We start from the raw sequence: 25903 nt of genomic DNA, 5'->3' as shown, positions 1-25903 counted from the left end.
GGTAGTCAGTATTATTCCTACCTGTTTAGTTGGTTATGGATGAATATTACCAGCCCGCCCAATCATCTGTCAATAGAAAATTGGAAATTATTTATTACAACTATAAGCCATCCTTATAAGTAAAAAGCCAAACAAAAAGGCCGGGCATAAGCCCAGCCTTGTACCTTTATCCAATTAGACTTGCATCCAGCGGGAAATGGCAGGCGACTTGCCTTCCATCCGCCAGCTCCCTCAGCTGCGGCTCCTCCATGCTGCATTTTGCTTGTGCAGCCGGGCACCGCGGGTGAAAGCGGCAGCCCGAAGGAGGATTCGCAGGAGACGGCACATCCCCTTGCAGCACGATTCTCTCCCGCTTCCGGGTTGGATCCGGCCTTGGAATCGCCGACAAGAGAGCTGCGGTATAGGGATGGAGCGGCTTTGCGAACAGCTCCTCCGTTGGGGCAACCTCAACGATTTTTCCCAGATACATAACACCAACCCGGTCTGAGATATGCCGGACGACGTTAAGCCCATGAGCAATAAAGAGGAAGGTCAAGCCCAGCTCGCGCTGCAGCTTCATGAGCAGGTTAATCACCTGCGACTGCACCGATACGTCGAGGGCAGACACCGCTTCATCCGCTACAATAAACTCGGGATTTAGAGCGATAGCCCGCGCAATGCCGATACGCTGCCGCTGTCCGCCGGAGAACTCCTGCGGATAACGGTTTCTGCGGGTAGCATCAAGGCCAACCAGCTCCATCAGCTCCACGACACGGCTGTCGATCTCCCTCTCCGTCATCCGCTCGTGCAGCCTGAGCGGTTCTCCGATAATATCCTTTACCAGAAACCGCGGATTAAGCGAGCCAAACGGATCCTGGAAAATAATCTGCATCTGCTTGCGCAGCCGGCGCAGCTCCTGCCCGCTCAGCTTCTGTACATCGGTACCGTTGAAGTTGACTTCGCCTTCCGTCGCCTTATGAAGATTAAGCACAACCCGGCCAAGCGTTGATTTGCCGCAGCCCGATTCGCCAACGAGACCAAACGTCTCTCCTTTGCGGATCGACAGCGTCACATCATCCACCGCTTTGACCTGTCCAACCACCCGGTTCAGAAGACCGGACCGAATGGGGAAATATTTTTTGACTCCGCGCAGCTCAAGTACATATTCCGCGTTCATCGGCTCACCTCGGGCTTCGATTCATTTTTCCAAGCTGCTGCTCCGCCTTCCTCCATGTACATCCAGCAAGAGGCGTGATGACCTTCTGTTACCCTGAATGCCGGCGGTGACTTCTCCCGGCAAATATCCTTCGCATGCGGACAACGCGGATGGAAACGGCATCCCACCGGAAGCTGGCTAAGTCCCGGAATATTGCCCCGAATCGTATACAACTCATCGCCTCTTGATCCATCCAAGCCAGGCACAGACTTCAACAATCCCTCTGTATAGGGGTGACTCGGGCGAGCGAATATATCGTTTGCACTGCCTTCTTCCACAATAATGCCGGCATACATGACCGCTATACGGTCCGCCATCTCGGCGGCAACGCCCATGTCATGCGTAATAAGCAGGATGGACATGCCAAGCTCCTTCTGCAGGCTTCGAAGCAGGTCGAGGATTTGGGCCTGTACCGTTACATCCAGCGCAGTTGTTGGTTCATCGGCAATAAGCAAATCCGGGTCGCAGGCCAAAGCGATCGCAATAACGACCCGCTGACACATCCCTCCGGACAGCTCATGCGGATATTGCTTCGCCCGGATTTCGGGGGCCGGAATGCCGACCAGCCGGAGCATATCAACCGCCATTTTATGGGCTTCCTTCTTTCCCTTCTTCCGGTGAAGCATGATGCTCTCGGCAATCTGATCTCCTACGGTATAGACCGGATTAAGGGAAGACATCGGATCCTGAAAAATCATAGCGATTTTATTGCCGCGTATCCGGATCATTTCATCCTGGCTCCGCTTCGTCAGATCTTCGCCCTGGAACCGGATGCTGCCTTCAAGAATCGCACCTCCGCTGTAATCAATAAGCCGCATGATAGCTAGCGAAGTGACGCTTTTCCCGCTGCCGGACTCCCCTACAAGACAAACGGTCTGCCCTTTATCGAGAGAGAGCGATACATGCTCGGTGGCCTTTACCGTTCCGCCTACCGTGAGAAAACCGGCTGTTAGATTTTCGATTTCAAGAAGCTTTTCCGCCATCTGTCGATTCTCCTCTCGGACATTTTCTGCCGCGGGTTCAATGAGTCCTGAATGCCGTCGCCAATAAAATTAACGGCAAGTACTACAAGAAGAATGCAGACACCCGGATACACCGATTGCAACGGATCAACAAGCATAAACTCGCGTGCGTTTGTCAGCATTAGACCCCAGCTGGTTTGAGGCGCTTGAATACCTAAACCAAGATAAGACAAGGCCGATTCGCTTAAGATTGCTGCACCTACCATTAATGTCGCATTTACGATGATCGGGAAGCTGGCATTGCGGAGCAAATGCCGGAATATGATACCGAAGTTCGACACTCCGATAGCCCTTGCCGCTTCCACATATTGCATTTCGCGGAGCTGCAGGAACGTGCCCCGCACAAGCCGTGCTACACTCATCCAGCTCGTTAGAATAAGAACCATGATCATGTAACGGAATTCGGTACCAAAGATCGCAAGCACGAGAATGTTCAGGAATAATAATGGAATTGAATTCATCACGTCTACCAGCCGCATAAAGCAGGTATCGATAAATCCTCCAAAATAACCGGAGATGGATCCAATCAAGGTTCCAATAATGACTGATCCGGCCGCAACGGAAAATCCGACAGCCAAGGAGATCCGTGCGCTATAGAGCAATCGGGCGAAAATGTCGCGGCCCATCTCATCTGTTCCCAGCAGATGACCGTCAGTACCTGCCTTCAAATTAGCGAACATCAAATCAATTTTTGCCGGGTCATATTTGGTAAACCACGGAGCGAATGCCCCGCAAATCACAAAAATAAGAAGAACAACCAGGCCGCTCATCGCATAGGGATTGCGGCGAAACTTGGTCCATGCCGTTCGCCAAGGTCCGGGAGGGCGTTTGAGCGGTTTAACCGCCTGCACGTCAACCGGCGGGATAACGGCAGAGGTTTGCATGTTTGCTTCGCTCATGCCGATCTTCCCCCTCTCTTTCCAAGCTGCACACGTGGATCAACAACCGCGTATAGCAGATCGGCGATCAGATTGCCGATAATGACAATAACAGCCGTTAAAAGAGTAATGGCCATTAGAACGGAGTACTCGCGTGCAACCGCCATCTGTACGAATAAACGTCCCATTCCCGGCCAATTGAACACACTTTCGGTTAAGGCCGCGCCGGCAACAAGCAGCGGCAGGTCAAGCGCTACAATCGTAATGACAGGAATTAACGCGTTACGGAGAGCGTGCTTGTAAATAACCTTGCCTTCCCGCACCCCTTTTGCCCGTGCGGTACGGATATAATCTTTATCAAGCACCTCCATCATGCTGGAGCGCGAATACTTCACATAAGCAGCCAGGAAGCTAAGCGTCAGAACGGTCACCGGGAGAATGAGATGCATCATCAGGTCGCCAAGCTGACCTTCCTTGTCCATGGCGTACATATCGGCTAACGGTAGCCAGTCCAGCTTTATCGAGAAGATCTGCTGTAGAATGATCCCGAACCAGAAGGTCGGCATCGCAAATCCGATATACGAAATAAAGGAGGCCGTTTGATCGGACAGACTGTATTCCTTCGTGCTGTTGTAGATGCCCCATGGGATAGCAATAATGAGGGTCAGCAGCCATGCCACTCCCATCAGAATAAACGTGTTTTTTACGGTTGGCCAAATCACCTGGCCAATCGGTACATGATTCTTAAACGTATAACCCAAGTCACCTTGCAGCAAGTTGCCTAACCAATGTAAGTATTGCATAGGAAGAGGCTGATCCAGCCCCATATTATGTGCTTGTACCTTCATGGCTTCCGGAGATAAGCCCGGTGCCAGCATCATTTGAAAAGGTCCTCCCGGAGCGGCATGGATAAGCCCGAATGTCACGAGCGTAATCAGGAATAGCACCAAGACGGACTGAAGCGTTCGGCGAATAAAAAACTCGGTCATTTGCCCATCCTCCTAAAAGAATTGCCGCGCCTTTTGCGGCAATTCTACTTCGTAAGCATTCACTTAAGAATTGCCGCGCCTTTTGCGACAATTAAGTTTACAAGGAAGAAGAGGGCCACGCCCTCTTCTCCTGTAAACGATCGAATTTTACGCTGTTATTCGGCTAGCCACCATTTGATCATGTGGTAGAAGTAACCGGTTTGATGAGTTGGTTCCGGAGCATCCTCCGGAGCGAATTTCACTTTAGGTCCGACACCTTGCGGATTGCCGTATTGATACAGGAATACGTAAGGCAGATCAGTCGAGATTTCAGTTGCGATTTGGTTGTAAATCTCTTTACGTGCAGCTTGGTCTACAACGGAGTAACCGTCAACCCACAGCTTGTCGAGCTTTTCGTTCTTGTACCAGCCGTTGTTTTGTCCAGCTGGCGGGAAGTATTTCGACGAGAAGATGCTTTCGCCGTCCGGATCCGGATTGCTAAGCGACCAGCCAAGGAGAATAGCAGGATATTTGCCCGGCGTGATGTTTTGATCAATCCAGGTTGCGAAGTCAATCGCTGTTGGCTTCACTTCAATACCAACGTCTTTCAGATTCTGCTGAATAATTTGGGATACGGCTTCACGGCGGCTGTTGCCAGCGTTGTATTGCAGCTCGAAGGAGAAACGGTGGCCGTCTTTTTCGAGAATGCCGTCTTTGCCCGGTACCCATCCGTCTTCGGCAAGCAAGGCTTTCGCTTTCTCAGCGTCATAGGCATAGTTAACCGCTTTGTCGCCAGGGTCTGACCAGGAGCCTGGCAGGAATGGCGCGTTCATCAGTGCACCTGTCCCTTTCAAGACATTATCAACCATACCTTGGCGGTTAAGTGCATAGGCAATGGCTTGGCGGCTTTTTTGCGAGTTGAAAGGAATGAATTTATCAGGGAAGTTGTTTGCGTCAAAGTTGAAGCTGATATATTCGTAGGTTGAAGTGGCTCCTTTAATGACAGTGATCTTGTCATTTTTCTCAACTGCTTCTAGCTGCGTAATTGGAATCGCAAGCGTTGTATCCACATCGCCTTTGATCAGTGCTTGAACCTCGGTATTTTGATCCGCATAAATTTTGTAAACGACTTTCTGAATATTCGGCTTCACTTCGCCCCAGTAATTCGGATCGGCTTCGAGACTTACATATTGACCGGTCTTCCATTCCGACCATTTCCAAGGACCGCTTGTAACCGTCTTAGCAGGGTCTTTACCGTATGGATTAGCCTGCAACTCCTCCGGCTTCACATCCTTCAGGATATGGCTTGGCACCGGATTCACCATCAAGGAATATTGGAATGGTGCGTATACTTGCTTGAGCGTAAATTTAACGGTGTAGTCGTCGACCTTCTCGACTTTATCAACCTTGTCATAAAGGCTGATCCCCGGTGCACCTGCCTTAGGGTTAATAATCGTATTAATGGTAAAGACCAAATCTTCTGCAGTGATCGGCTGACCGTCACTCCATTTGGCCGTATTTTTCATTTTTACCGTGTACGTTTTACCGTCTTCAGAGATTTGAGGAAGCTCAGAAGCGATCGACCATGGCTGTACAACCAGGTTACCGTCGCGGTCAAGGTCATACAACTGGGCGAACAACAAATACTGCATATCGCCTGATGACGTATCATTTACGAAAATTGGATTAACCGAAACGATATCGGAGAATGTACTTACCGTTAAGGTTCCGCCTACTTTAGGCGTGTTGGGATCTTCAGATGGTTCTGTGGAAGGAGAGGCCGATTCATCTGCTGTTGTCGCAGAAGGTGATGGGGAATTCGAGCTATTACCGTTATTGTTGCTGGAACAGCCTGAAATGACGATAGCCAATATACTTAATAGAAACAAAAACTTCATCGATTTCTTTCGTGTAATCATCCTATCTCCTCCTCTAATTTGCACGTTATTCTATCCGTTTGCTAGTGTCAGATTGATCCGCTCTTTTCTATTTGTTCAAATCTTTTAATTTTTCTGACTATTTTGATCATAACTATTGCTTTCCGTTTACAATGGATACATAATCTAATTGAAATTGAAACATCCGTTCATTCTGAATTCACGGTCACCGATATGAACTTACAAAGATGTACATCTTGAACTTTATTTTTCCAAGTATGTAACATTTTCTCACCTCCCCTGAGGAGAGTATACTACAAGTTATTAACGCGGTAAATAGTTAAAGTATTTTCACAAAAAGAGGCTGCACATTTGAACAAATGTGCAGCCTCTTCCTTTTACTTGCGTCCCCGCTTATTCTCACCCGTGACCATCACAACCTGAACGTAAGGTTTGATCCGGTTCATCAGACGCTCTCCTTTATGCTGTTCATCGCCGTCTTTGCTTGTAAAGCTGAAATGCTTCTCCAACGCATCCAACTCATAATTGGAGGTATATAAAGTAGGTTTGCGGTTCATCCGGTAGTTCAGAATGGATCCCAGCACATGGTCCCGTACCCACGGATTCAAGTTCTCGGCTCCCATATCATCAAAAATAAGAAGATCGGTCTCTTTCATCATCTCTACCGTCTCGCGAAGCTTCGCCTGATCATGCATCATAGATTTCAAGTCCTCTACGAACTCCGGCATGTACACGATAGCTCCGGAGTAGCCCGCTTTCGCAAGCTCATGAAGCAGATAACACATCAGGAATGTCTTACCCGTGCCAAATTTGCCCGCCAGGTATAAACCTTCCTTCTGTAAGCCCTCTTCCTTCGTCTTATCGATATAAGCGAGAATCTGGTAGGCCGCTTCCGTCCGCTTCGGATCGTTAAACAAAATTTCATCGGCCGAATAGCCGTTATTTAGTGCTGTCTCATCGACATAAAAACTACGGATCCGATTCTTGATCTGCTCTTCGCTGCGCTTTGCAATAAATTTCTTGCAGGACACCTTCCGGTCAATCAACTGCACTTGATCGTTAACCGTCTCGCATGAGAGCAATGTATAATGACCCTCGAAATCATTGGGACATTGGCTTAGCCCCGGACAATTCGAGCAGTTCCGGTATTCCTTCACGTATTGATATACACGGTTCATATTCATCCGTACCGCACGCTCATCCAGCTCAGGGTGCTTGACGAACAGACGCTCAACAAGAGGGTCCGCCATAAGCTCTCCAAGCTTTTGCTGCGCTTGATCGGTCATTGACTTTCCGCCAGGCCATGATTTCAACATTTCACCAAGCGATTCCATTCGTATTCACCCCGCCTTATGTTCTAACCTTTGCCATCCAGTTTTCTGGCCAGCCTGCGCATCTGCTCCAGCTTCTCCGGCGAAATAGCCGTATCGCCTGCCCCTTCATCCTGCACAATCGGAATAGACGGCTTGCGTGAAATACCGCCTCGCGCATTGCTGCGCGTAGTTCCTCTTGCACCTGACTGTCCGGCTGCCCTGGCATTCCGGCGTTCCTTATCCGCTTCGACTTCAGCCTGCTCCCTTACATAAAGCACAGCCTTCTCGAACGTGTCCACCTGCTTGACGAGCATATTGGACACAACGGCTTCCAGGAAGGTCTTCGTTACGCGCTGCGCATCATTCATGCCTATTACATAATGAATAAGTACGTTTATAACCGGTGCGGGGAGCTTATAATTAAGGTCAATTCGTTCGAACGATCTTTCGATCCAGTCCGGTACTGCCCCTGGGAAAAACTTCTGCAAAAACTTGGTGTGAGGCTCATTCCGCATGAGCATGTTATATTGCTGCACATCACATTTCCCCGCCAATTGGCTTGGAACATGCAAATAATATTCTTCCTGTACGTCAAACTCGACGAGATCTCCGTCTGCTTCATTCGGTTGAACCGTTGCCGCCTGCACGCGGGCAACCGTCCGCTGCCGGTCCCCTTCGCGTTTCTTATCCTGACGGTACAGCTGATTGGCCCGAAGCTGCAGCTCGTCTACGATTAACTCACCGGTTGTTTGAACGAAAATATCGTCCTCATCCAGTAATCGGCAAATATCCGCTACGGATAGATTGTATTTATAAGCGACATAATTGACTTGGGCGAGCTGCTCGGCATTGCCGCGCATCCGCTCTACATAACTCCGGTTCGCCGAATTACGCGGAAAACGCAGGATGATCTCGCCATAAGGAATACCTGCCGTCTCCAGCTGTGCTCGAGGCGCGGCTTGTCGTGTTGGCGCAACCTCCGTCAACGCCTGCTCCAGTTCCTGGTCAACCGATTGTATGTTCAACTGGAACAACTCGTAGAAAGGAACGGATATGTTTTCTTTGGTCAGCTGCTTCTGCGCAAGCTCGTCAGGCTCCTGTGCCCCAAACGATTCGCGAAGCGAAATAACCGCGTACTTGCCGATCTTGTCCCGAAGCAGCAGGGTCAAATGCTGATTGCGGAAAAACTCGCTTGGCGACATAGGCTGCGAGAGCTCATATTCATACATCACGTCCGCCTGATCCGGCATACCAACCCGCGACGTCTGCAGAAGTCCAACCGCTTCGAGCCGCGAGGCCTGGTCAATCAGATATTTTCTGCCTCGTTCATTCATATCAAGTCCAAGTCCCAGGAACAGTTTACGCTGAGTCTCAATGGTTGAGTAACCGGATGTGCCTTCTGTTATGCCATGATACAGTTGTTGGTAGAAGGCAATAGCAAAAGCGCCTATCATCGGCTGATAGATAAGCGACAACATTTTATAGTCCAAGCTGCTTAGTGAAAAATCGCGAAAAATGTAGTAACGGTGATGCTCCGTAAATTGCAGTAGATTACCGATGCGCAATTGCATCTCTCCATCTCATTCATACTTTCTATCATTTTAACATAAAAAGAAGGGCCGGGGTCGAATACAAAACTAGAAATATGAGGAGCAAGCGCAAAACCGATTGAAAAACGGCCCCGCCATCCCGATCCGGGATAACGAGAGCCGCTTTGTTGTTAGAACATTTTATAACCGCCGCGGCGCAATGCGCGAATGGCCCAGCCGCTGACATACGCCCCAGCCAGGGCGCCTATAACCGGAATAACATCGACATATGTAAACTCCGTGAAATTATCGACAAACGAAACCGATTCGTCCCATGTCGACCAAATGCCGAGCGGTAGCAGTATAATTATGAATACATAAATGGGAAACCAGGTTGTTTTGAGAAGCATGTTAAGTATAAAGCCGATGCCGAACATCATGACCAGAAACAGCACCGTAGCTACAATTAATTGAAGCATGTCCTCTTCTCCTTATGGAAAGTCTCGCTTATCAGTTTAAATAATGGAAATAAGGAAGTCAATCAACGTTGTCTATTTGTCACAAGTCCGCCATTTGCTCTAGCTGAATTATATACGATACAATGTTAAAAGCAATGAGACGAGAGGAGAATTTACCAATGAGTGAAGTAGCCATTACATTAGAAGGCTGGTACGCGCTGCATGATTTCCGTTCGATGGATTGGGCAGCATGGCGGCTTGCAACCGATAAAGAGCGCAGTCAGGCGCTGGACGAGCTTCAATCCTTCCTGAAGGAATGGAGCAACGTAGATGACAACAAGCAAGGCAGCACAGCTGTATATTCGATCGTAGGCCAAAAAGCCGATTTCGTCTTTATGCACCTGCGCGAAACGCTGGAAGAGCTAAACGACATTGAAACCGCATTTAACAAAACGCTGTTTGCCGAGTTCACACAGCCGGCTCACTCTTATGTGAGCGTAGTTGAGCTTAGCAACTACGTGAATTCCCCGGGCAGCGACCCAATGCAAAATCCGGAGGTTGTTGCGCGTCTGAAGCCAACTCTTCCGAAAGCAAGACATATTTGCTTCTATCCGATGAACAAACGCCGCTCGGGCAATGATAACTGGTACATGCTCAGCATGGACGACCGCCGCACGATGATGCGCAGCCATGGCATGATCGGCCGCAAATATGCGGGCAAAGTCAAACAGATCATCACCGGCTCCGTTGGCTTCGATGATTGGGAATGGGGCGTAACGCTGTTTGCCGACGATGCGCTTCAATTCAAAAAACTCGTCTACGAGATGCGCTTTGATGAAGTGAGCGCTCGTTATGGCGATTTTGGCGAATTCTTTGTGGGGAATCTGTTGACGGATGAAAAGTTTAAGGCGATGCTGTCGCTGTAAGCGGGCGGTTAGCTGGAGGATCTCCGCAGTCAAATGTTCTTCCGATCGCTGTTGTTCACGGATTCCTTGATTTCAATTGTTATAGGTTGGAATCCGTGAACAAAGGCGAACGCTACGCTTCTCCAGAATCATTTGAGCTGCTCCATCCTCGTCTAACCTTTTTGTTATAACAGTGTAACGCCACCGGGTAATTCCGGTGGCGTTTGTTTATAGGTTATTAAGCTCGCCCGTGTTTGAGCTGTCGGCCAGCTTCCTCCATTGACTCTCCACTAGAGAAGGCAGCTAGAAATCGGAAATGCATGCAAGCACAAAATAAAAAAGGCTTTCGCCGAAGCGAAAGCCTTTTTCTTATTAATCTTCGTCGTCCTCGTCCAGAAGGCCGAGACGTTTTTGTTCGAGATAGAGTTCGGTTGCGCGGTCGCGCTCGCGGCCTTTTTCCTTTAGCCGCTCGATGGCGGGCATGATGAGAATGTCCACTTCTTTTTGCACCGTATACGACAAATCATAACGCTGCTGGGACTCCAGGAACGATCCGACTTCCATCAGCGCATTGTAACGGTCGAGCTCATCCCGGGTCAATAATCCGCGGACTTGAACGCTGCAATGACGCATTACAGGAACTTCCCTTTACGCAGCACAAGCGGAATACCGCCGATGATGAACAAATAACGCAGGTCGATCATCTTTTTAAGCCAAGCCGCCATGCGGCCTTTGTACTTCTTGCCGAAAGCGATACCGATCGCTTCCCCTTTGCCCAGCGATGCCACCGTGCCTTTGTTGCTGAACACGAACGACTTCAGCGGCTGGTTGCGGATTGAGGCAATCAGGTTATGCGCACATACAACACCTTGCTGCATCGCAATTTGCGCTGTTGGCGGATACGGGCGGCCTTCCTCATTAAACATCAGGGAGTTATCGCCAACGATATAAATATTCTCATGGCCGGGAGCACGCAGGTTGTCATCCACTTTCACGCGTCCGCGCATCGTTTCAAAGCCTGCATCCTCAATCAGACGGTTGCCGCGGATACCGCCGGTCCAAATGACCGTCTGCGATTTGATTTCTTCGCCTTCACCAACGACTACACCGTCAGGGGTGCACTCTTTGATCGCTGTTCCGATGCGGAACGTTACGCCTTTTTTCGTTAATACGTCCATGGCGTATTCCACGAGCTCAGGGTCAAATCCAGGCAGTGCGGTTGGTGCAGCTTCGATATTATAAATTTTCACAAGTGCCGGATCCACATCAAACTGCTTGCACAGCTCAGGAATGCGATCGGACAGCTCGCCAACGAATTCGATACCGGTAAAGCCGGCTCCGCCTACGATAAAGGTCAGATAGTCCGTGCGATGCGGTTCACGCTTGAAGCGTGCAAATTGATATTCAATATGCTCACGGATCAGGCGGACAGAGTTAATGCTGCGAATGTTCATCGCGTACTCGCCAAGTCCCGGAATGCCAAAGGTTTCCGGCTCGCCGCCAAGACCGATGACAAGGTAATCATACGAAAGGGTTCCATCCTCAAGGATAACCTTTTTATCCTGCGGGCGAATTTGTACGACTGTCGATTTCACGAAGTCGATCTTGAATTCGTCAATCAGCTTCGAGATGCTGACGCGCGCATTCTCAGGATTATCCGTTCCTGCAGCCGGCATATGCAAATGCGTAGTAATATAATGATAGTCGTGCTTATTCACTAATGTGACGTCAGCCTCGTTATAGTTAAGTTCTTTTTGCAACCGCAGCGCAGTAAGCACGCCGCCGTAGCCAGCTCCTAAGATGACAATTTTGGGTATGTTGCTCATCGTATGATCCCATCCATTCCTTAGCTTGTTTATGTGTCTTTTTGTTTGTGAAAAATTACACAATCCGTGCTGGATCTATATTTCTTTACCAGCGAATTGTGTCATTTTTTGGTCTGATTTATCGCTCCGATTATACGCCTCAACATCGTGTTTCAGTCATCTTTCTTCTCTGTCGACTGGTCCAAATCCGGCGCCATACATACAATACATCAGAAATATTACATAGTTTTTACGTAAACTTCAAGAGCAAAATATACGAAAAACTTTAGAGCAGCATACAAATTAAATATTTCCTTCTTCGAAACGGCAGGCATATAATAGGAAGCAGATCATCAATTTACTGGAGGTGTCTTTCCATGTCATCCGTTCAGAAGCCCGATAACCTTGTAGATATTATCATTATTGGCGGCGGACCTGCCGGCCTGTTCGCGGCCTTTTACGGCGGAATGCGCCATGCATCCGTCAAAATCATTGAGAGCATGCCCCAGCTTGGAGGTCAGCTCGCAGCCCTTTATCCGGAGAAGTACATATATGACGTGGCCGGATTTCCAAAAGTTACAGCCGGGGAGCTTGTTGATCGATTAATTGAGCAGATCGGCTTATTCCAGCCGGAAGTATTGTTGGAAGAGAAAGTAGTTGAAGTCAACAAACAGAGCGAACGTTTATTTGAAGTGATTACCAATAAAGCTGTACATTATGCAAAAGCGGTTATTATTACTGCCGGCGTCGGCGCCTTTGAGCCGCGCAGGCTGGAGCTTCCCGAAGCCGTGCAATACGAGAAGAGCAATCTCTACTATTTTGTAGGGGATCTGAACCGGTTCAGAGGACAGAAGGTTCTACTCACAGGAGGCGGAGATTCTGCGGTGGACTGGGCGCTTATGCTCGAGCCGATCGCCGAAAGCGTCACACTCGTGCATCGCCGCGACAAGTTCCGAGCACACGAGCATAGCGTACAAAATCTGATCAACTCTAAGGTCAAAGTTCTGACGCCAAAAGAGATTACATCCCTTCATGGCGATGGCCGTATTCGTCGTGTAACCCTTGCCGATGTTAAATCGAAGGAAGAAACCGAGATCGAAGTAGATGCGGTAATCGTCAATTATGGCTTTGTCTCATCTCTTGGTCCAATTGCCGAGTGGGGCATAGAAATTCAGGGCGGCTCCATCGTCGTCGATACACGGATGGAGACAAGTGTCAGCGGCATCTTCGCCGCAGGGGACATTACGACTTATCCAGGCAAGCTCAAGCTGATTGCCGTAGGCTTTGGGGAAGCACCAACCGCCATTAATAATGCCAAGGTCTATATTGATCCGGATGCGAAGCTCTCTCCCGGACATAGCAGCAACATGAAGCTGTAGCACAAACATATTAATTCCATGTGGTAAAATGAAAATGACAAGGGTATCCTAACGTTGGCGATTCATTCAAGTGCAAGCATGTTGCACGAAGCCAAGGAGGATACCCTTATGTTTTGTCCTGTATGCAATGGCATGCAGCCGCTGAATGCAGCCTGCGCCAATTGTGGTCAAGCGATGGAAGATTGGGGCCGAATGACAGACTGGGTTGGTCCTTACGCACCTTATGTGCCATTAGAGACAGAGACGACATGGTTAAATCAATCGGCCGATGAAAAGAACTGCATGCATATTGTGTACTGCCCGTCCTGTGAGCGGACGGTTGAGGCTGCCGTTACGGAATGGGGATCATCCCGTTAAACGACATTTGATACAACGGACTTGTTTAGTTGCCTTCGCTTCATCTCAATCAGCAGCATTCGGATGAAGTCGTCTTCCAGATTGTACTGAATGGCGGCAAGGTAGGTGTCTTCCAGTAGCTCGTCTGACAGCAGCTCCATTACTGGACACTTCCTTTCTTCCTAAAGTTTCCTAAGCTGTTCCCATCGTAACATGCCCTATTCCTCTCAACAATGGCTCCTCTTATGCACATCCCCTTGTGGACAGGCTGTGCATGAGATGTGAATATACGTCGAATAATGAGGATTTTCCTTAGTGGATGATGTGGATACTTTTATACACAGCCTTTTTTTTCCAAAAGCCGATAAAAAACTTTAATCGAATTTTCTTGACCCATTAATGGAATATATTGAAAATCTGTTCATAAGCTTGTAGGTTCGGCCTGAAAAAAAAATAAACCCAAACGGGTTTTATAAGCTGGATAATCGCATTATTGCGGCCTCGTATTCACCTCAAAGATCCATATCTTTCCGTTAACATCAATGCCGTAATCAAAACCTAGCGTGGCAACGCCAGGGAACCTTTCCTCCAGCATCCTCGTTGACATTACGGTCAAGTCCCGCATTTTCTGCTTTTTCGCACCAACCAGAGATGGAGACAACGATCTGCGAATCCCTTCCGCTGCCGTAACCATCGTGCCGCCCTGGCATAGGTTCGTGACGAATAATCCCGGTTTTGCAATCCTGCCGACCATGGAACGGTATTCCCATCCCGCTTCCGTCTTCACATATTTCACTCGGTAATCGATTGGACGTCCACCAACCTTGGCCAGACGAATTCCTTTCTGGATCAGATAAGGACGGTTTTTACGTTTCTTGTCGAGTGCTGACTTTAACGCCGCAAAGCTTGTAAATTCATGGGTTGTCGAATGAGAAGTGTAGCTGTAGCCTGCGCCCGACTTCCAAACCTTAATAACGCCATGTCCTCCCGTACCCACTACCGGCTTAATAACAACCATTTGATGCTTACCTAGCATACTTCTTAGATTGCCGGCATTGTATCGCTTGGTCGGTGGGATATGAGGGGCAATAGAAGGGTTAGCGAGCAGCGCCGCCTGCTTCGCCCATTTGTCAGGGACTGGCCGGCCTAGTTGATCATCCATGCTATCAATCTCCTTTCCTACTGATAGCATATGATAGAGTAACGTTTGTCTCTTGGATGATTGTCCAAGGCAAGCGTAAACGGCTGCCCCTTCCTAAGGGGTAAAAAAGGGAGCAACAGCTCAATTAGCTGTACTCCCTCCTGTTTACTTATTCATTATCCTGTTTGTTCATTGCCGCCTTCAGAGCATCGGCAAGACTGTTTGATAACGATACATTATCGCTGTACTGCTCGATCATTTTTTTCTGCTGATGCTTATTAACTCTGCCGCCCTGCTTGTCGCCAAGCATCTCAATAACATTGCATGGCCTGCATTGCGCATATTTGCCTGCCTTGCCGTTATGAATCTCCATCTTCTTATGGCATTGCGGACAACGCTTATTCGACAGTGACGGCTCAGCCTGACGGCGGTAGCTGCATCCGCGGTCGGAGCAGACGAGCGACTTGCCGCGTTTGCCTTTCACTTCCATCAGAAGCTTGCCGCATTCCGGACAACGCGAATGGGTTAAATTATGCGGCTTATACTCTTTTGTTTCATTCTTTACAGCCGTCACCCATTTGCTGGCTTGCTCCCGGATACCCGTCATAAATTGCTTGGCATCCCCTTTGCCAAGCGCAATCTGCTCAAGCTCCCGTTCCCATTTGGCCGTAAGCTCAGGACTGCGAAGTTCATCTACGACAAGCTCAATAAGCTGCTTGCCTTTGCCTGTCGGAATAAGACGGTTTTGTGATCTCTCGATCGTTTCGGTAGAGAGCAGCTTCTCGATGATATCCGCGCGTGTAGCCGGTGTGCCTAGACTGTGCTTCTCCATCTTCGTGAGCAGCGAGGCTTCCGTATAACGGGCAGGAGGCATGGTGCGCAGCTCCTTCAAGCGGCTCTGCTTGACCGGAACTGGCTGACCCTGAACGAGCGAAGGCAGCAGCTGCTCCGGCGTGCTTTTGTCCTCGCTCCGGTCATTCTCGTCCTCATCGTCATCATCAGCCGCAAATCTCGAATCACCGCCTGCATAAAGCTCCTTCCAGCCGATATCCTTCTGGATTTTCCCTTTCGCATACAGCTTATCTTCACCGATCGCAAGCACGACACTTGTCTCATCATACGTATATGGCGGATAGAATAGAGCGATAAAACGGCGCGCGATCAGATCGTACAGCTTACGCTCATCGTTGCTCAGCGCAGATAAATTCACGTACTCATCCGTAGGGATAATGGCATGGTGGTCGCTAACCTTGCTGTCGTCAACGAACCGCTTCGTAACGGTCAGCTGTCCCCGCAGCAGCTTCCGGGCAAGCGGCGCATAAGGTCCTACCGCCACGCTTTCAAGACGCCCCTTAAGCGTTGACACGATATCACTCGACAGATAACGAGAATCGGTACGCGGATAAGTTACGAGCTTATGCTGCTCGTACAGCTTCTGCAGGACGTTTGACGTCATTTTCGCGGAGAAGCCAAACCGCTTGTTCGCTTCCCGCTGCAGCTCGGTGAGATCAAAGGCTTGCGGGTGAGGCTCGGACTTCAGGGTCGTGCGCAGCTTGTCGACCTTGGCGTTCTTTCCTTGCAGACGCGCCACAACAGCCTCAGCATCATTCTTGTCCCACAATCTGCCGTCATGGGAATCATTCTGGCGCCATACCGCCTGGAACGCGCCCAGGTCGGCTGTAACGGTCCAATAAGGCTGCGACTGGAATTGGTTGATCTCCTTCTCGCGATCCATCAGCGCGCCAAGCGTAGGCGTCTGCACGCGGCCGGCAGCAAGCTGGGCATTGTACTTCACCGTCAGGGCCCTTGTTACATTCAGGCCTACAAGCCAGTCCGCTTCCGCCCGGCAGACCGCCGACGCATACAGGTTATTATATTGATGGCCAGGCTTAAGCGCCTTGAAGCCGTCCTTGATCGCTTTGTCCGTCTGGGACGAAATCCACAGCCGCTTGAACGGCTTGCGCCAATGGACAAGCTCCATAATCCATCTTGCCACAAGCTCGCCTTCCCGCCCCGCATCGGTGGCGATAATCAGTTCACCGATATCCGGACGCTTGCACAGCTGCGCAACCGCCTTATATTGATGCGACGTTTCGCGCATCACTTTCAGGTTCATTTTATTCGGCAGCAAAGGCAAATCCTCAAGGTTCCAAGTCTTGTATTTCGGATCATAATCCTCCGGCTCTGCGAGAGTAACCAGATGTCCCAAAGCCCAGGTGACCACATAATCCGGACCTTCCATATAGCTTTTATTTTTGCTGCTGCAGCCCAGTACGCGTGCAATTTCCTTTGCTACGCTTGGCTTTTCCGCGAGCACTAATGACTTCATTCCTAATCCCTCTCTCCATACATGCGAATGCCGTAAATTCTTGTACAAGTATACTAGAAAAATGGCATGGAAACCAATGCGGGCAGGTGTGATTTTACCCGGCAATTGCCGTTATGCTATAGTAGTTTCACAAGTGAACTCAACCTATAAATGGAAGCAAGGTGTATTCCAAGTGAAAGCTAGATTTATTCCTGTTATTGCAGTTTTCCTTCTGATATTCGGCTTGGTGAACGGGTACATCGGCTGGAACGGGTGGGAATACCTATCCTCGCTGTTTAATCTGGAGCATGCCTTGCCGTACGGCATCATTGTCGGAATCCTCTCCTTCTCCTGGATCCTCGGACGGTTAGGACAGCATTCGGCCTCGCCGATCCGCCAAATGGCTTATTCCCTCAAATATTTCGGCTCCTATTGGTTCGCCGTCATGCAGTACTCCCTGATTATATTGCCGCTCGCGGATCTGATCGTCTGGCTGCTTACCCTTGCCTCTGTTGAATACAAAACAGCCGTAGCTTCTGTCGGCACAGTTGCCTTTATTCTCTTGGCTTCGATTCTCATTCGGGGTGCCTGGAACGCGTGGACGCCTATCGTCCGAACCTACAAACTAACGATTCCGAAGCAGGCCGGCTCTTTCCAAAAGCTCCGGATCGGTGTCGCCTCGGACATTCATCTGGGCACGGTCGTTGGCAACAAGCATCTTGAACGGCTCGTCCGCCATATGGAAGAAATGAAGCCCGACCTGATCCTTCTGCCAGGCGATGTGATTGACGACAGCATCGATCCGTTCATCCGCCGCAATATGGCCGCCACGATGAGCAAGCTCAAGGCGCCGCTTGGTGTCTATGCTGTACTGGGCAACCATGAATACATCGGCGGACATATTGAGCAATATATCGCCGAGATGAATGCCATCGGTATCCGTGTACTGCTCGACGAGAAAATCCTCATTCAAGACAGCTTCTACATCATTGGCCGTAAAGATTTGGCCGCGCGGTCAAGTGATCCGGAAGGCCGGCTGCCCATCAGCGAGCTGACAGCGACGGTAAATAAAGCTCTGCCGCTTATTATGATGGACCATCAGCCTTCGGATCTGGAGCAGGCGGCGTTAAACGGCATTGACCTGTCCTTGTCCGGCCATACCCACCGCGGGCAAATGGCACCTAACCATCTGATCACCCGCCGTATATTCGAGCTGGATTGGGGCTATAAGCTGAAAGGCAGCCTGCATGCTATCGTATCATCGGGATTTGGCTCCTGGGGACCGCCAATCCGGCTGGGCAGCCGTTCCGAGATCATTCAAGTCGAGCTCGAATTCAAGCCGGAGCAATAACCCTGTCAACACAGTATGAAACCTAATCAGCCCCGTCCCGTATAGAGCTGAAAACAGTCACCCTATTCCAGGAGGGAATTCCTACTTATGACAGATTCCTTATTTGATCGACTAGCCTCGGCGAAGGAACGCAAATATGAGCTGGACAAAGCGGTACGCAGGCAAAGTCAATTTCGCTCCCGATTAAATGAGCTGGAAAGGCAAATTATACGATTGGAGCTCGATCTTGCAACGGAGCAGGCCGATGTAGATAAGCTGACCAAGATGACTTTGACAAATCTGTTCCATACGCTGCTTCGCAGCAAAGACGAGCAGTTGGAATTGGAACGACAGCAGGCGCTTTCCGTTGCTTTGAAGCTTCAGGAGGCCCAGCAAGAACGCGACAAGCTCAAGGAAGATATTATTCAAGCTGGTTTGATCATGACGTCTAACCAAAGCGCTGAGAAGGACTATTACAGGCTTCTTAGTGAACAGGAACAAGCGCTTAGAACTATGCCCGACAAAGCCACTGAACTGATGGCCATGGAGAACGATATTGCAGCCCAAAAAGCTGTCGTGCGCGAGCTGAATGAAGCGTTCTCGGCAGGCAGGCGAGTGCTTGCCTCCTTAGAGCCCGCAATCAACAGTCTGGATAAAGCGATCAACTGGGGCAATTGGGATACTTGGGGCAACGGCGGACTTATTTCTACTCATATCAAGCATGAACATATTGATGATGCCAAAGCGTCTATTGCGGCAGCCAATCATGAGCTCAAAAGCTTCCGGGATGAGCTTGCAGACTTAAAGCAAAACCTCGACATTCACATCGATATCAGCGGCCTGCTGAAATTCGGGGACTACTGGTTCGACGGACTGATTACCGACTGGATCGTCCAGCAACGGATTAAAGAGACGCAGGAAAGAACCTCTGAAGCGGCTCATCAGGTAAGAATCGTCGTCAATAAACTTCAATCCGAGTACAAAGCGGCGGAAGGAATACTAGTCGGCTTGCAGAGCAAACGCACCGCTTGGCTGGAACAGCAGAATACGATTTGATAAAAAAAACGGCCGGCGCATTAAGCGCTGGCCGTTTCTCTATTCAAGCCTTTGGAATAGCTCATGCTTGCCAGCAGGAAGTAGATCGTCTGCATAACAACGAAGATCCCGATTATGACAAGCGAATACAGCCACACGCTTGATCCCATCAGTCCGTCGAGCGCTTTCATGGCGAACAACGCATGAATCATTCCGACCAGGCAAGGCAGATAAAAAATAATTGCGATCTGTGTCACCGTTATTTTACGTATCTCCTGCTTCGTCATGCCAATCCGTTTGAGCGCGTTAAACTGCGCCTGATCCTCCTGCAATTCCGTAAACATTTTGAAGTAAATCAAGCTGCCCGATGCAATAAAGAACAGCAGACTGATGAACAAGCCGATAAACAGCGTCAGCGAGCTTGTTTCTTTCATATTTGCGAAGTTATCAGCCCGGTTGCGGTTAATTTGTCCTTCAAGATCTTCCGGCACTTGCAGCTTCTTAATAGCTGAGCCTGCATTTTCCCAGTCCTTCACTTCATACCCGTACCAGACAAGCTGCTCGCTTTCCGGCACATTTGCAAGAAGCAGCTTATAGTCGCTGTCCTCCACAATAACAGTCATCCAGTTCATATCCGTCTGGTTCATCACGCTGTCTGAAAGGTCGGTCGATACGGCATAATCAAAAGCAGTGCCCTGCACAGTCCCCTGAAACCGTTCAATAGGAGGGCTGAAGGATCCCGGCATCGCTACCGTACCCGGCTTCAAATCAATATTCTTCTTTCCTTGCGCCTCGGCCAAACGGTTATAGTCGGACTCCGAGATCATCATCGTATCCGGATTATACTCGATATTATCACCAGTGCTTCGTGTCAGCTTAATGCTTGCGACGCTTGCGCCGACGACAATCTTCTCATCCGTAACCGGATGGCCGGCCTCACGAAGATGCGTCTTCAGCCCATCCGGATCAATAACCTCATGGCTTTGAAGCCCTTTCTCCATCACGGCTACCGCATACGGATAGTACTGAAAAATCTGTTGTTTAGCGCTGATCTGCATCAAATAAAACGTACCTGACGCGGTTAAGATGACCGCACTCATAATGGATACCATAAACAGAATCCGCGCGTTATCCTTCAGCTTATAGCCAAGCTGTGAAAGCACGACCATATTCGTCCGGTTGTAGAAGACGGAATGACGCTTTTGCAGAAACCGGATAAGGAGCACGCTGAACTGCGTGAACAGAAAATAGGTTCCGATCGTCACCGTTACAAGTATAAGCAGCGCCATATAGAAGAAGTTAAACGGATCCAGCATAATCGCCATTACATACCCCGAACCAAGCGATACAAGAGCCAGCGCAACAAGCCAAGGCGAGAACAGTAGCTGCCCCTTTGGTTTACGGCCTGCACTGAACAGCTCGACCAGCTCGGCTTTGCCGATCCGGAGCGAAGTCAATACCGCAATAGCTACGAATAAAACAAAAAAACCAAGTCCGGTCATTCCGATTGCCTTAAGCGGTGCCGCAAACGGTATAGGGTCTGATACTTTAAGAAACACCGATAACGCCATGAAAAACAGCTTGCTGAACAACATGCCTAGTCCGATACCCGTCCCGATGGACAGAAGAGCAATAGCAATGCTTTCATAGATAACCAGCTTTCTAAGCTGGGCTTTGGTCATCCCGAACAAAGACAACAGGCCGAATTCCTGCTTCCTTGTCTTCAGAAAGGCTGAATTGGAATAGAGGACAAACAGGAACGAGAAGATGCCTATTATATAGAGGCAGAACATCATCCCCCTTCTCACCTTCGCCGCCTGCTGAATATGTCCGTTTACTACATCCGGGTGAAAAATAAACGACGAGTACATATAAAAGATAAGTACGGAGAACACGCAGCTGAGGAAAAAGGCGCTGTAGGAACGCCAATTCCCCTTCATATTACTAAGCGCGAGCGAACGGAACGTCATCGAAATTACCTCCCAATACACTCAAAGCATCCAGGATCTGCTGGAAGAAAGCCTGACGGTTTGTCCCTCTCCGGATTTCCGAGAACAGCTTGCCGTCTTTGATAAAGACAATCCGTTGACAATAGCTTGCAGAGAACGGGTCATGAGTAACCATCAGGACAGTCGCGCGAAGCCTTTCGTTCATATCCTTCAAGGCGTCCATAACATCCTTCGCTGCCTTGGAGTCCAGGTTACCGGTCAGCTCGTCGGCAAGTACAAGAGCAGGCTGATGGATGATTGCCCGGGCAATAGCGGCACGCTGCTTCTGTCCGCCCGATACTTCATAAGTCCGCTTGTCCAAGATCGCTTCAATATTCAACATAATCGCGAGCGGCTTCAGCTTCTCTTCAATCACACGCGGCGCAACACCCTCCAGCACCAGCGGCAAAATAATGTTTTCCTTAATCGTCATCGTATCCAGCAGGTTAAAGTCCTGGAAAACAAAGCCAAGCTCTCTTCGGCGGAACAAGGCCAGCTTCTTGTCGCTAAGCTTGGCGGGCTGCACGCCGTTAATTTCAAGCTCACCCGAAGTTGGACGGTCAATCGTTGCCAGCAGATTAAGAAGTGTCGTCTTCCCGCTCCCCGAAGGACCCATAACGCCAACAAACTCTCCCGCTTCTATGTTCAGATCAATATCCTCAAGCGCCCGGTAGGACAGGTTCCCCTTTGAATGATAAATCTTTCCAATCCCTTTCGTTTGCAATACGCTCATCGTAATAGCCTCCCTATGATTCACACTGGTTCGTTTTGTTTTGATTATGGACTCAGTATACCGCCACGCGCCATCATGAACCCATCGATTTACCTTTCAAATGGAGGCTTCAAACCTTACGATTTTGTCATGTTGCATCACTTAACGCAGCAAGTGGATTCCTTCGGGGCGGAAAATAACCGCAACTGTCGTACCGGCACCAACTTTCGATTCGACAGATAGCTCATGGCCGAGACGGCTGCATACCTGCTTGGTCAGATATAGCCCCATACCCGTTGACTCCTCAACGGCACGTCCGTTTTCCCCTGTGAAGAACGGATCAAAAATGCGCGGCAGATCATGAGCCTCAATTCCAATTCCTTCATCTATAATAGACAGCCTGGTCGCACTTAAATCCGTTTCCTGTTCAATGCGGATGACGAGTTTCTTCGATCCCGGCTTTCTCTTCGAATATTTAATCGCATTGCCAATCAGCTGGTTCAGAATAAACGTCAGCCATTTCTCATCCGTCTCGGCAACTGCCTCCCCCTCAATCCTGGGAAAGATCGCATGCCTGATGCAGAGCTGCTTGTGAGCATTAATGACGCTTCGGGCAGCCTCATGCAGAGGAACGGAGCGGAGATGCAGATCAAATTCAATCTTGTCGAGCCTTGCCGTATGCAGCATCATATCCAGCCCTCTTGTCATCCTGCCCGCCTCTTCCCTGATGCTTTGAAGCCTCTCCTTGTCAGCTTGCTCCACAGCCCGCTCCTGCAGCGCCTCCTGCACCAGCAGATCAATAACAGATACGGGCGTCTTCATATGATGGACCCATTGCAGGACAAAATGATTATACTGCTCCTGCTGTCTGCGGTATTGGCTGAGTTCCGTCAAATAGGCGCCATACTGCGCGGCAAGCAGCCGCTGTACAGCCAACTGCTCTCTCGTAATGCCGGATGTAATCCCCATAGAGGCTTTAAGCTCTGTTCCATGATCAATGGCATCCTGAAGCTGTTTATAATAATTCCGCTGGCGAAGAAAATCGACCGTTAGCCCTGCGATAAGCAGAAAGAAAGCCAGCTCGGCATAATAGTAGACAAGCCCTGCATCCGCTCTGCCCTCATAACGCAGCTTGTCCAGCAAAAACATCGCACAAGCCAGCAGACAGCCTAACAGGTAAAGTGCGATTATAAATTTCCGGTCCCAGAGGTAAGCACGAATCATGCTCCTGCCTCCCGCAGCGCTTCGGCATTCAGCCGGTAGCCTTGTCCGCGAACCGTCTCAATCGCTTTTATAATTCCAATTTCCTCGAGCTTCTTGCGCAGACGGGTGACGTTAACGGTTAATGTATTGTCATCAACAAATTGAACATCATCCCATAATGCTTCGAGAAGCTGTTCTCTTGCTACAATTTCATCCGGCCTTTTCATAAAAGCCTCAGCGAGCAGCCGCTCGTTCTTGGTCAGCTCCGTCCGCTCCCCCCGCCACTCCAGCTCATTGCGGCTAAGATTTAACCGCAGGCTGTACAATTCAAGTTCAGCCGCCGAAGCAGCTGTAGCAGCCGAAGCGGCAGCGTATTCTCCGTATGCCCGCCGCAAAGCGCCCTTTACCTTCGCAAGCAGAAGATCCAGATGGATTGGCTTCGGAAGATAATCGTCCCCGCCATTTTCAATGGCCATCACCTGATCCATCTCTCCTTCACGGGCGGAAATGAACAGAATCGGAACGTTAGATCTTGTCCGTATTTGTCTGCACCAATAAAAGCCGTCGAAATACGGCAGATTGATGTCCAGCAGAACCAGATGCGGGTCATAGGCTGTAAACTCTCCAAGCAGATCCTTGAAGTGAACGGCTCTTTCCGCCTCAAACCCGTATTTCTCCATCGTTGATTTCAGAATAGCTCCTATTTTGTCATCATCCTCGATGATAAATATCCGATACATACCGATAATCCTCCTCATTCCTTACAGCATCCTATTAATGGATACTTCTGTAAAAAGAAACCCATGTCATTTTAGGATAGCAATTTACCCCCTCCCAATCAACCTAGGACTATCTTCACAAAATCATTACATTTTCTAAATAATGGGATAATAATCCGCTGTTAGACTAACTTTGCAACCGAAATAGTTCCGACGCGGCTTGACGGGGGTAAAAATCAAGGCCAATCATACATACCGGCGAAGGGCCGTCGGACCTAGCAATTATTCGAAAATAAGAAAGGTGACGAACTACACATGAAAAAAGCAGTAGTCATTTCCGTGCTCGCAACAGCAATTGGAGCAGCAGCTGTTACACCAGTAATGGCACAATCGGCCGTACAATCGGCACAAGCGGTTCAAATCGGTTCGATAACAGTTTCCGTCAACGGCCAACCTGCCGCTATCCGCACGATTGACGCGCAAGGTGTAACGCTCGCATCCGTTCGCGACCTGGCGAAAGCTCTTGAAGCTTCACTGAATGTGACAGGCAGCACCATTACTGTTCAATTGAATCACAACGTCGTTAACCTTAGTGATGCGGTGACTGTGAACGGTACAGCTTTTGTTGAGCCGGTAAGCTTCCTTACCAAGCTGGGTGTTGGCTACTCGAACGGCAATATCACCTCGATCAAATTCCTTGAGAACGTTGATCAAGTGACTTGGGTGAATGCTTCGAAGCTGATCGCATCGAAAACTGTCGATACTGGCCGCGAAGATTACCTGGTTGATGCTGCGACAGGTAAAAATGAACTTCTGCTCACTTCGTCTGACACATCGGAACTGATCGTGTCCCCGGATGGTTCGAAAGCCGCTTATTCCGAAGCTGACGGCACCGTTAACGTCATTGACCTTAGCACAAAGCAATCTACAAAAGTAAGCACAGACACATCAATCAAAAACGAAATGCAATTCTCGGCTGACGGCAGCTCGATCTTCTTCTTCCAAGGGGACAAGAACTCCGTGATTTGCAAGCTTAGCCTTGCTGACGGCGCCGTAACAAAAGTACTGGAAGATAAAGTGGACTACAAAGCCAACCTTACGGTATCCGCTGACGGCACTAAAGTTGCTTACCTCCTGATTAAACAGCCGGTTGTAACTGGGGACAGCACAGATGTAGACAAAGATGACGTCAACATCGATCCTACAGGAACAGAAACGCAAGCTTATTTCTACGACTCGGCTAAATCGGATAACAAACCGGTTCAGTTGACGAAAGACACGAGCGACAAGGCGTTCCTGGAGCTGTCCGCTGACGGTTCGAAAGCTTACTTCGTAAGCATCAACGACGATGCGGTAGGCAGCGTCGCTTCGGTAGATACAGCTACTTTAGCGGCAGCAAGCGTCTACAGCGCGGAAGATGTATACCAACTGAATCAAGCTGAAGGCAAGCTGATCCTGCTCACGGCAAAAGGCGAAGCTAACAGCATTAGCGCTCTTGATCCTGCAACCGGTACTGCAAGCAAGCTGTACGGAGTATCTGATAACGTAACCGAGCTGATTGTTTCGGGCAAAGGCGATATCGCAGCTATCAGCAGCGGCCAGCTGGCTGTTCCGGTTAATGGCAAATTCACAACGATTACCCGCTAAACCATTCATTAGATGATGCTTACGAAGCAAGAGTCATCACAAAAGGCCAGAATTAGGCCATTTGTGTGACAATTCATACGCACATGCTTACGAAGTATGAATGGCTTCACAATTCATTTTAGGAGGAAAATAAA

The 25903-nt window shown here is 49.4% G+C and carries 23 protein-coding genes; 6 read left to right on the top strand and 17 right to left on the bottom strand.

Translation table 11 applies throughout. The features are described from left to right. Positions 1 to 166 precede the first annotated feature (166 nt). The 8 genes from BM200_RS11655 to BM200_RS11620 form a co-directional block, all read right to left on the bottom strand. On the bottom strand, positions 167 to 1156 hold the full coding sequence (locus tag BM200_RS11655) for an ABC transporter ATP-binding protein (protein WP_091185311.1): 990 nt from the start codon (positions 1154 to 1156) through the stop codon (positions 167 to 169). Next, positions 1153 to 2178 carry an ABC transporter ATP-binding protein gene (locus BM200_RS11650; protein ID WP_091185307.1) on the bottom strand — a complete coding sequence of 342 codons (1026 nt, stop codon included), beginning with the start codon at positions 2176 to 2178 and terminating at the stop codon, positions 1153 to 1155. The genes BM200_RS11655 and BM200_RS11650 overlap by 4 nt, the downstream gene beginning before the upstream one ends. Beyond that, positions 2145 to 3116 (bottom strand): ABC transporter permease, encoded by a 972-nt coding sequence (locus tag BM200_RS11645; protein ID WP_091185304.1) that lies wholly within the window; start codon positions 3114 to 3116, stop codon positions 2145 to 2147. Before BM200_RS11645 ends, BM200_RS11650 begins: the two co-directional genes overlap by 34 nt. Next, complete coding sequence (locus tag BM200_RS11640) at positions 3113 to 4084, bottom strand: ABC transporter permease (protein ID WP_091185302.1); 972 nt, start codon at positions 4082 to 4084, stop codon at positions 3113 to 3115. The genes BM200_RS11645 and BM200_RS11640 overlap by 4 nt, the downstream gene beginning before the upstream one ends. Before the next feature lie 155 nt (positions 4085 to 4239). After that, positions 4240 to 5982: an ABC transporter substrate-binding protein gene (locus BM200_RS11635; protein ID WP_091185299.1), complete on the bottom strand. Its 1743-nt coding sequence runs from the start codon at positions 5980 to 5982 to the stop codon at positions 4240 to 4242. Between the two features lie 356 nt (positions 5983 to 6338). After that, positions 6339 to 7295 carry a primosomal protein DnaI gene (dnaI, locus tag BM200_RS11630; protein ID WP_091185297.1) on the bottom strand — a complete coding sequence of 319 codons (957 nt, stop codon included), beginning with the start codon at positions 7293 to 7295 and terminating at the stop codon, positions 6339 to 6341. A 23-nt stretch (positions 7296 to 7318) separates the two neighbouring features. Then, entirely contained in the window at positions 7319 to 8839 is a 1521-nt protein-coding gene (locus BM200_RS11625; protein WP_091186279.1) for a replication initiation and membrane attachment family protein, read from the bottom strand. Positions 8840 to 8994: 155 nt separating this feature from the next. Next, positions 8995 to 9282, bottom strand: a complete 288-nt coding sequence (locus tag BM200_RS11620; protein WP_091185295.1) for a YuiB family protein — start codon at positions 9280 to 9282, stop codon at positions 8995 to 8997. Between the two features lie 158 nt (positions 9283 to 9440). Between BM200_RS11620 and hemQ the strand changes: the two genes are divergently transcribed. Next, complete coding sequence (hemQ, locus tag BM200_RS11615) at positions 9441 to 10187, top strand: hydrogen peroxide-dependent heme synthase (RefSeq protein WP_091185292.1); 747 nt, start codon at positions 9441 to 9443, stop codon at positions 10185 to 10187. Positions 10188 to 10538: 351 nt separating this feature from the next. On the opposite strand, the gene BM200_RS11610 is transcribed toward hemQ, so the two are convergent. Together BM200_RS11610 and BM200_RS11605 are read right to left on the bottom strand one after the other, a co-directional pair. Continuing rightward, positions 10539 to 10799, bottom strand: a complete 261-nt coding sequence (locus tag BM200_RS11610) for a hypothetical protein (protein WP_091185289.1) — start codon at positions 10797 to 10799, stop codon at positions 10539 to 10541. Next, the gene (locus BM200_RS11605) at positions 10799 to 11992 is read right to left on the bottom strand and encodes an NAD(P)/FAD-dependent oxidoreductase (protein WP_091185286.1); all 1194 of its coding nucleotides are present in this window, start codon (positions 11990 to 11992) and stop codon (positions 10799 to 10801) included. The genes BM200_RS11610 and BM200_RS11605 overlap by 1 nt, the downstream gene beginning before the upstream one ends. A gap of 356 nt (positions 11993 to 12348) precedes the next feature. Here BM200_RS11605 and BM200_RS11600 point away from each other — a divergent pair, with 356 nt between their 5' ends. Next, positions 12349 to 13350, top strand: a complete 1002-nt coding sequence (locus BM200_RS11600) for an NAD(P)/FAD-dependent oxidoreductase (protein ID WP_091185284.1) — start codon at positions 12349 to 12351, stop codon at positions 13348 to 13350. Positions 13351 to 13458: 108 nt separating this feature from the next. Next, positions 13459 to 13707 (top strand): hypothetical protein, encoded by a 249-nt coding sequence (locus BM200_RS11595; RefSeq protein ID WP_091185282.1) that lies wholly within the window; start codon positions 13459 to 13461, stop codon positions 13705 to 13707. On the opposite strand, the gene sda is transcribed toward BM200_RS11595, so the two are convergent. The 3 genes from sda to BM200_RS11580 all read right to left on the bottom strand — a co-directional run bounded on the left by sda (position 13704) and on the right by BM200_RS11580 (position 17156). Beyond that, on the bottom strand, positions 13704 to 13847 hold the full coding sequence (gene sda / locus BM200_RS11590; protein ID WP_091185280.1) for a sporulation histidine kinase inhibitor Sda: 144 nt from the start codon (positions 13845 to 13847) through the stop codon (positions 13704 to 13706). The genes BM200_RS11595 and sda overlap by 4 nt on opposite strands. Positions 13848 to 14176: 329 nt before the next feature. Beyond that, positions 14177 to 14848, bottom strand: coding sequence for a YheC/YheD family protein (locus tag BM200_RS11585; RefSeq protein ID WP_091185278.1), 672 nt, complete (start codon positions 14846 to 14848; stop codon positions 14177 to 14179). 148 nt (positions 14849 to 14996) lie between these two features. Next, on the bottom strand, positions 14997 to 17156 hold the full coding sequence (locus tag BM200_RS11580) for a DNA topoisomerase III (protein ID WP_091185276.1): 2160 nt from the start codon (positions 17154 to 17156) through the stop codon (positions 14997 to 14999). A 172-nt stretch (positions 17157 to 17328) separates the two neighbouring features. Here BM200_RS11580 and BM200_RS11575 point away from each other — a divergent pair, with 172 nt between their 5' ends. Next, a complete protein-coding gene (locus BM200_RS11575; RefSeq protein ID WP_091185274.1) occupies positions 17329 to 18486 on the top strand; it encodes a metallophosphoesterase in 1158 nt (385 codons plus the stop codon). 87 nt (positions 18487 to 18573) lie between these two features. Next, positions 18574 to 19521 (top strand): coiled-coil domain-containing protein, encoded by a 948-nt coding sequence (locus BM200_RS11570; RefSeq protein WP_091185272.1) that lies wholly within the window; start codon positions 18574 to 18576, stop codon positions 19519 to 19521. 20 nt (positions 19522 to 19541) lie between these two features. On the opposite strand, the gene BM200_RS11565 is transcribed toward BM200_RS11570, so the two are convergent. From BM200_RS11565 to BM200_RS11550, 4 genes are all read right to left on the bottom strand, one after another. Then, positions 19542 to 21470: an ABC transporter permease gene (locus BM200_RS11565; RefSeq protein ID WP_091185270.1), complete on the bottom strand. Its 1929-nt coding sequence runs from the start codon at positions 21468 to 21470 to the stop codon at positions 19542 to 19544. Then, positions 21445 to 22221 (bottom strand): ABC transporter ATP-binding protein, encoded by a 777-nt coding sequence (locus BM200_RS11560; RefSeq protein ID WP_091185267.1) that lies wholly within the window; start codon positions 22219 to 22221, stop codon positions 21445 to 21447. Before BM200_RS11560 ends, BM200_RS11565 begins: the two co-directional genes overlap by 26 nt. Before the next feature lie 141 nt (positions 22222 to 22362). Then, complete coding sequence (locus BM200_RS11555) at positions 22363 to 23424, bottom strand: sensor histidine kinase (protein ID WP_091185264.1); 1062 nt, start codon at positions 23422 to 23424, stop codon at positions 22363 to 22365. Continuing rightward, positions 23421 to 24143, bottom strand: coding sequence for a response regulator transcription factor (locus tag BM200_RS11550; RefSeq protein ID WP_091185261.1), 723 nt, complete (start codon positions 24141 to 24143; stop codon positions 23421 to 23423). The genes BM200_RS11555 and BM200_RS11550 overlap by 4 nt, the downstream gene beginning before the upstream one ends. Before the next feature lie 294 nt (positions 24144 to 24437). Between BM200_RS11550 and BM200_RS11545 the strand changes: the two genes are divergently transcribed. Next, positions 24438 to 25769, top strand: a complete 1332-nt coding sequence (locus BM200_RS11545; protein ID WP_091185259.1) for a TolB family protein — start codon at positions 24438 to 24440, stop codon at positions 25767 to 25769. Positions 25770 to 25903: the final 134 nt, after the last annotated feature.

The sequence above is a fragment of the Paenibacillus catalpae genome (genome assembly GCF_900112695.1).
Taxonomy (GTDB): domain Bacteria; phylum Bacillota; class Bacilli; order Paenibacillales; family Paenibacillaceae; genus Pristimantibacillus; species Pristimantibacillus catalpae.
This window is presented reverse-complemented; position numbering and strand designations above follow the sequence as displayed.

Coding starts and splice junctions, on each gene's coding strand:
- BM200_RS11655 (WP_091185311.1), bottom strand. CDS start 1,156: ATGAACGCGGAATATGTACTTGAGCTGCGCGGAGTCAAAAAATATTTC.
- BM200_RS11650 (WP_091185307.1), bottom strand. CDS start 2,178: ATGGCGGAAAAGCTTCTTGAAATCGAAAATCTAACAGCCGGTTTTCTC.
- BM200_RS11645 (WP_091185304.1), bottom strand. CDS start 3,116: ATGAGCGAAGCAAACATGCAAACCTCTGCCGTTATCCCGCCGGTTGAC.
- BM200_RS11640 (WP_091185302.1), bottom strand. CDS start 4,084: ATGACCGAGTTTTTTATTCGCCGAACGCTTCAGTCCGTCTTGGTGCTA.
- BM200_RS11635 (WP_091185299.1), bottom strand. CDS start 5,982: ATGATTACACGAAAGAAATCGATGAAGTTTTTGTTTCTATTAAGTATA.
- dnaI (WP_091185297.1), bottom strand. CDS start 7,295: ATGGAATCGCTTGGTGAAATGTTGAAATCATGGCCTGGCGGAAAGTCA.
- BM200_RS11620 (WP_091185295.1), bottom strand. CDS start 9,282: ATGCTTCAATTAATTGTAGCTACGGTGCTGTTTCTGGTCATGATGTTC.
- hemQ (WP_091185292.1), top strand. CDS start 9,441: ATGAGTGAAGTAGCCATTACATTAGAAGGCTGGTACGCGCTGCATGAT.
- BM200_RS11610 (WP_091185289.1), bottom strand. CDS start 10,799: ATGCGTCATTGCAGCGTTCAAGTCCGCGGATTATTGACCCGGGATGAG.
- BM200_RS11605 (WP_091185286.1), bottom strand. CDS start 11,992: ATGAGCAACATACCCAAAATTGTCATCTTAGGAGCTGGCTACGGCGGC.
- BM200_RS11600 (WP_091185284.1), top strand. CDS start 12,349: ATGTCATCCGTTCAGAAGCCCGATAACCTTGTAGATATTATCATTATT.
- BM200_RS11595 (WP_091185282.1), top strand. CDS start 13,459: ATGTTTTGTCCTGTATGCAATGGCATGCAGCCGCTGAATGCAGCCTGC.
- sda (WP_091185280.1), bottom strand. CDS start 13,847: ATGGAGCTGCTGTCAGACGAGCTACTGGAAGACACCTACCTTGCCGCC.
- BM200_RS11585 (WP_091185278.1), bottom strand. CDS start 14,848: ATGGATGATCAACTAGGCCGGCCAGTCCCTGACAAATGGGCGAAGCAG.
- BM200_RS11580 (WP_091185276.1), bottom strand. CDS start 17,156: ATGAAGTCATTAGTGCTCGCGGAAAAGCCAAGCGTAGCAAAGGAAATT.
- BM200_RS11570 (WP_091185272.1), top strand. CDS start 18,574: ATGACAGATTCCTTATTTGATCGACTAGCCTCGGCGAAGGAACGCAAA.
- BM200_RS11565 (WP_091185270.1), bottom strand. CDS start 21,470: ATGACGTTCCGTTCGCTCGCGCTTAGTAATATGAAGGGGAATTGGCGT.
- BM200_RS11560 (WP_091185267.1), bottom strand. CDS start 22,221: ATGAGCGTATTGCAAACGAAAGGGATTGGAAAGATTTATCATTCAAAG.
- BM200_RS11555 (WP_091185264.1), bottom strand. CDS start 23,424: ATGATTCGTGCTTACCTCTGGGACCGGAAATTTATAATCGCACTTTAC.
- BM200_RS11550 (WP_091185261.1), bottom strand. CDS start 24,143: ATGTATCGGATATTTATCATCGAGGATGATGACAAAATAGGAGCTATT.
- BM200_RS11545 (WP_091185259.1), top strand. CDS start 24,438: ATGAAAAAAGCAGTAGTCATTTCCGTGCTCGCAACAGCAATTGGAGCA.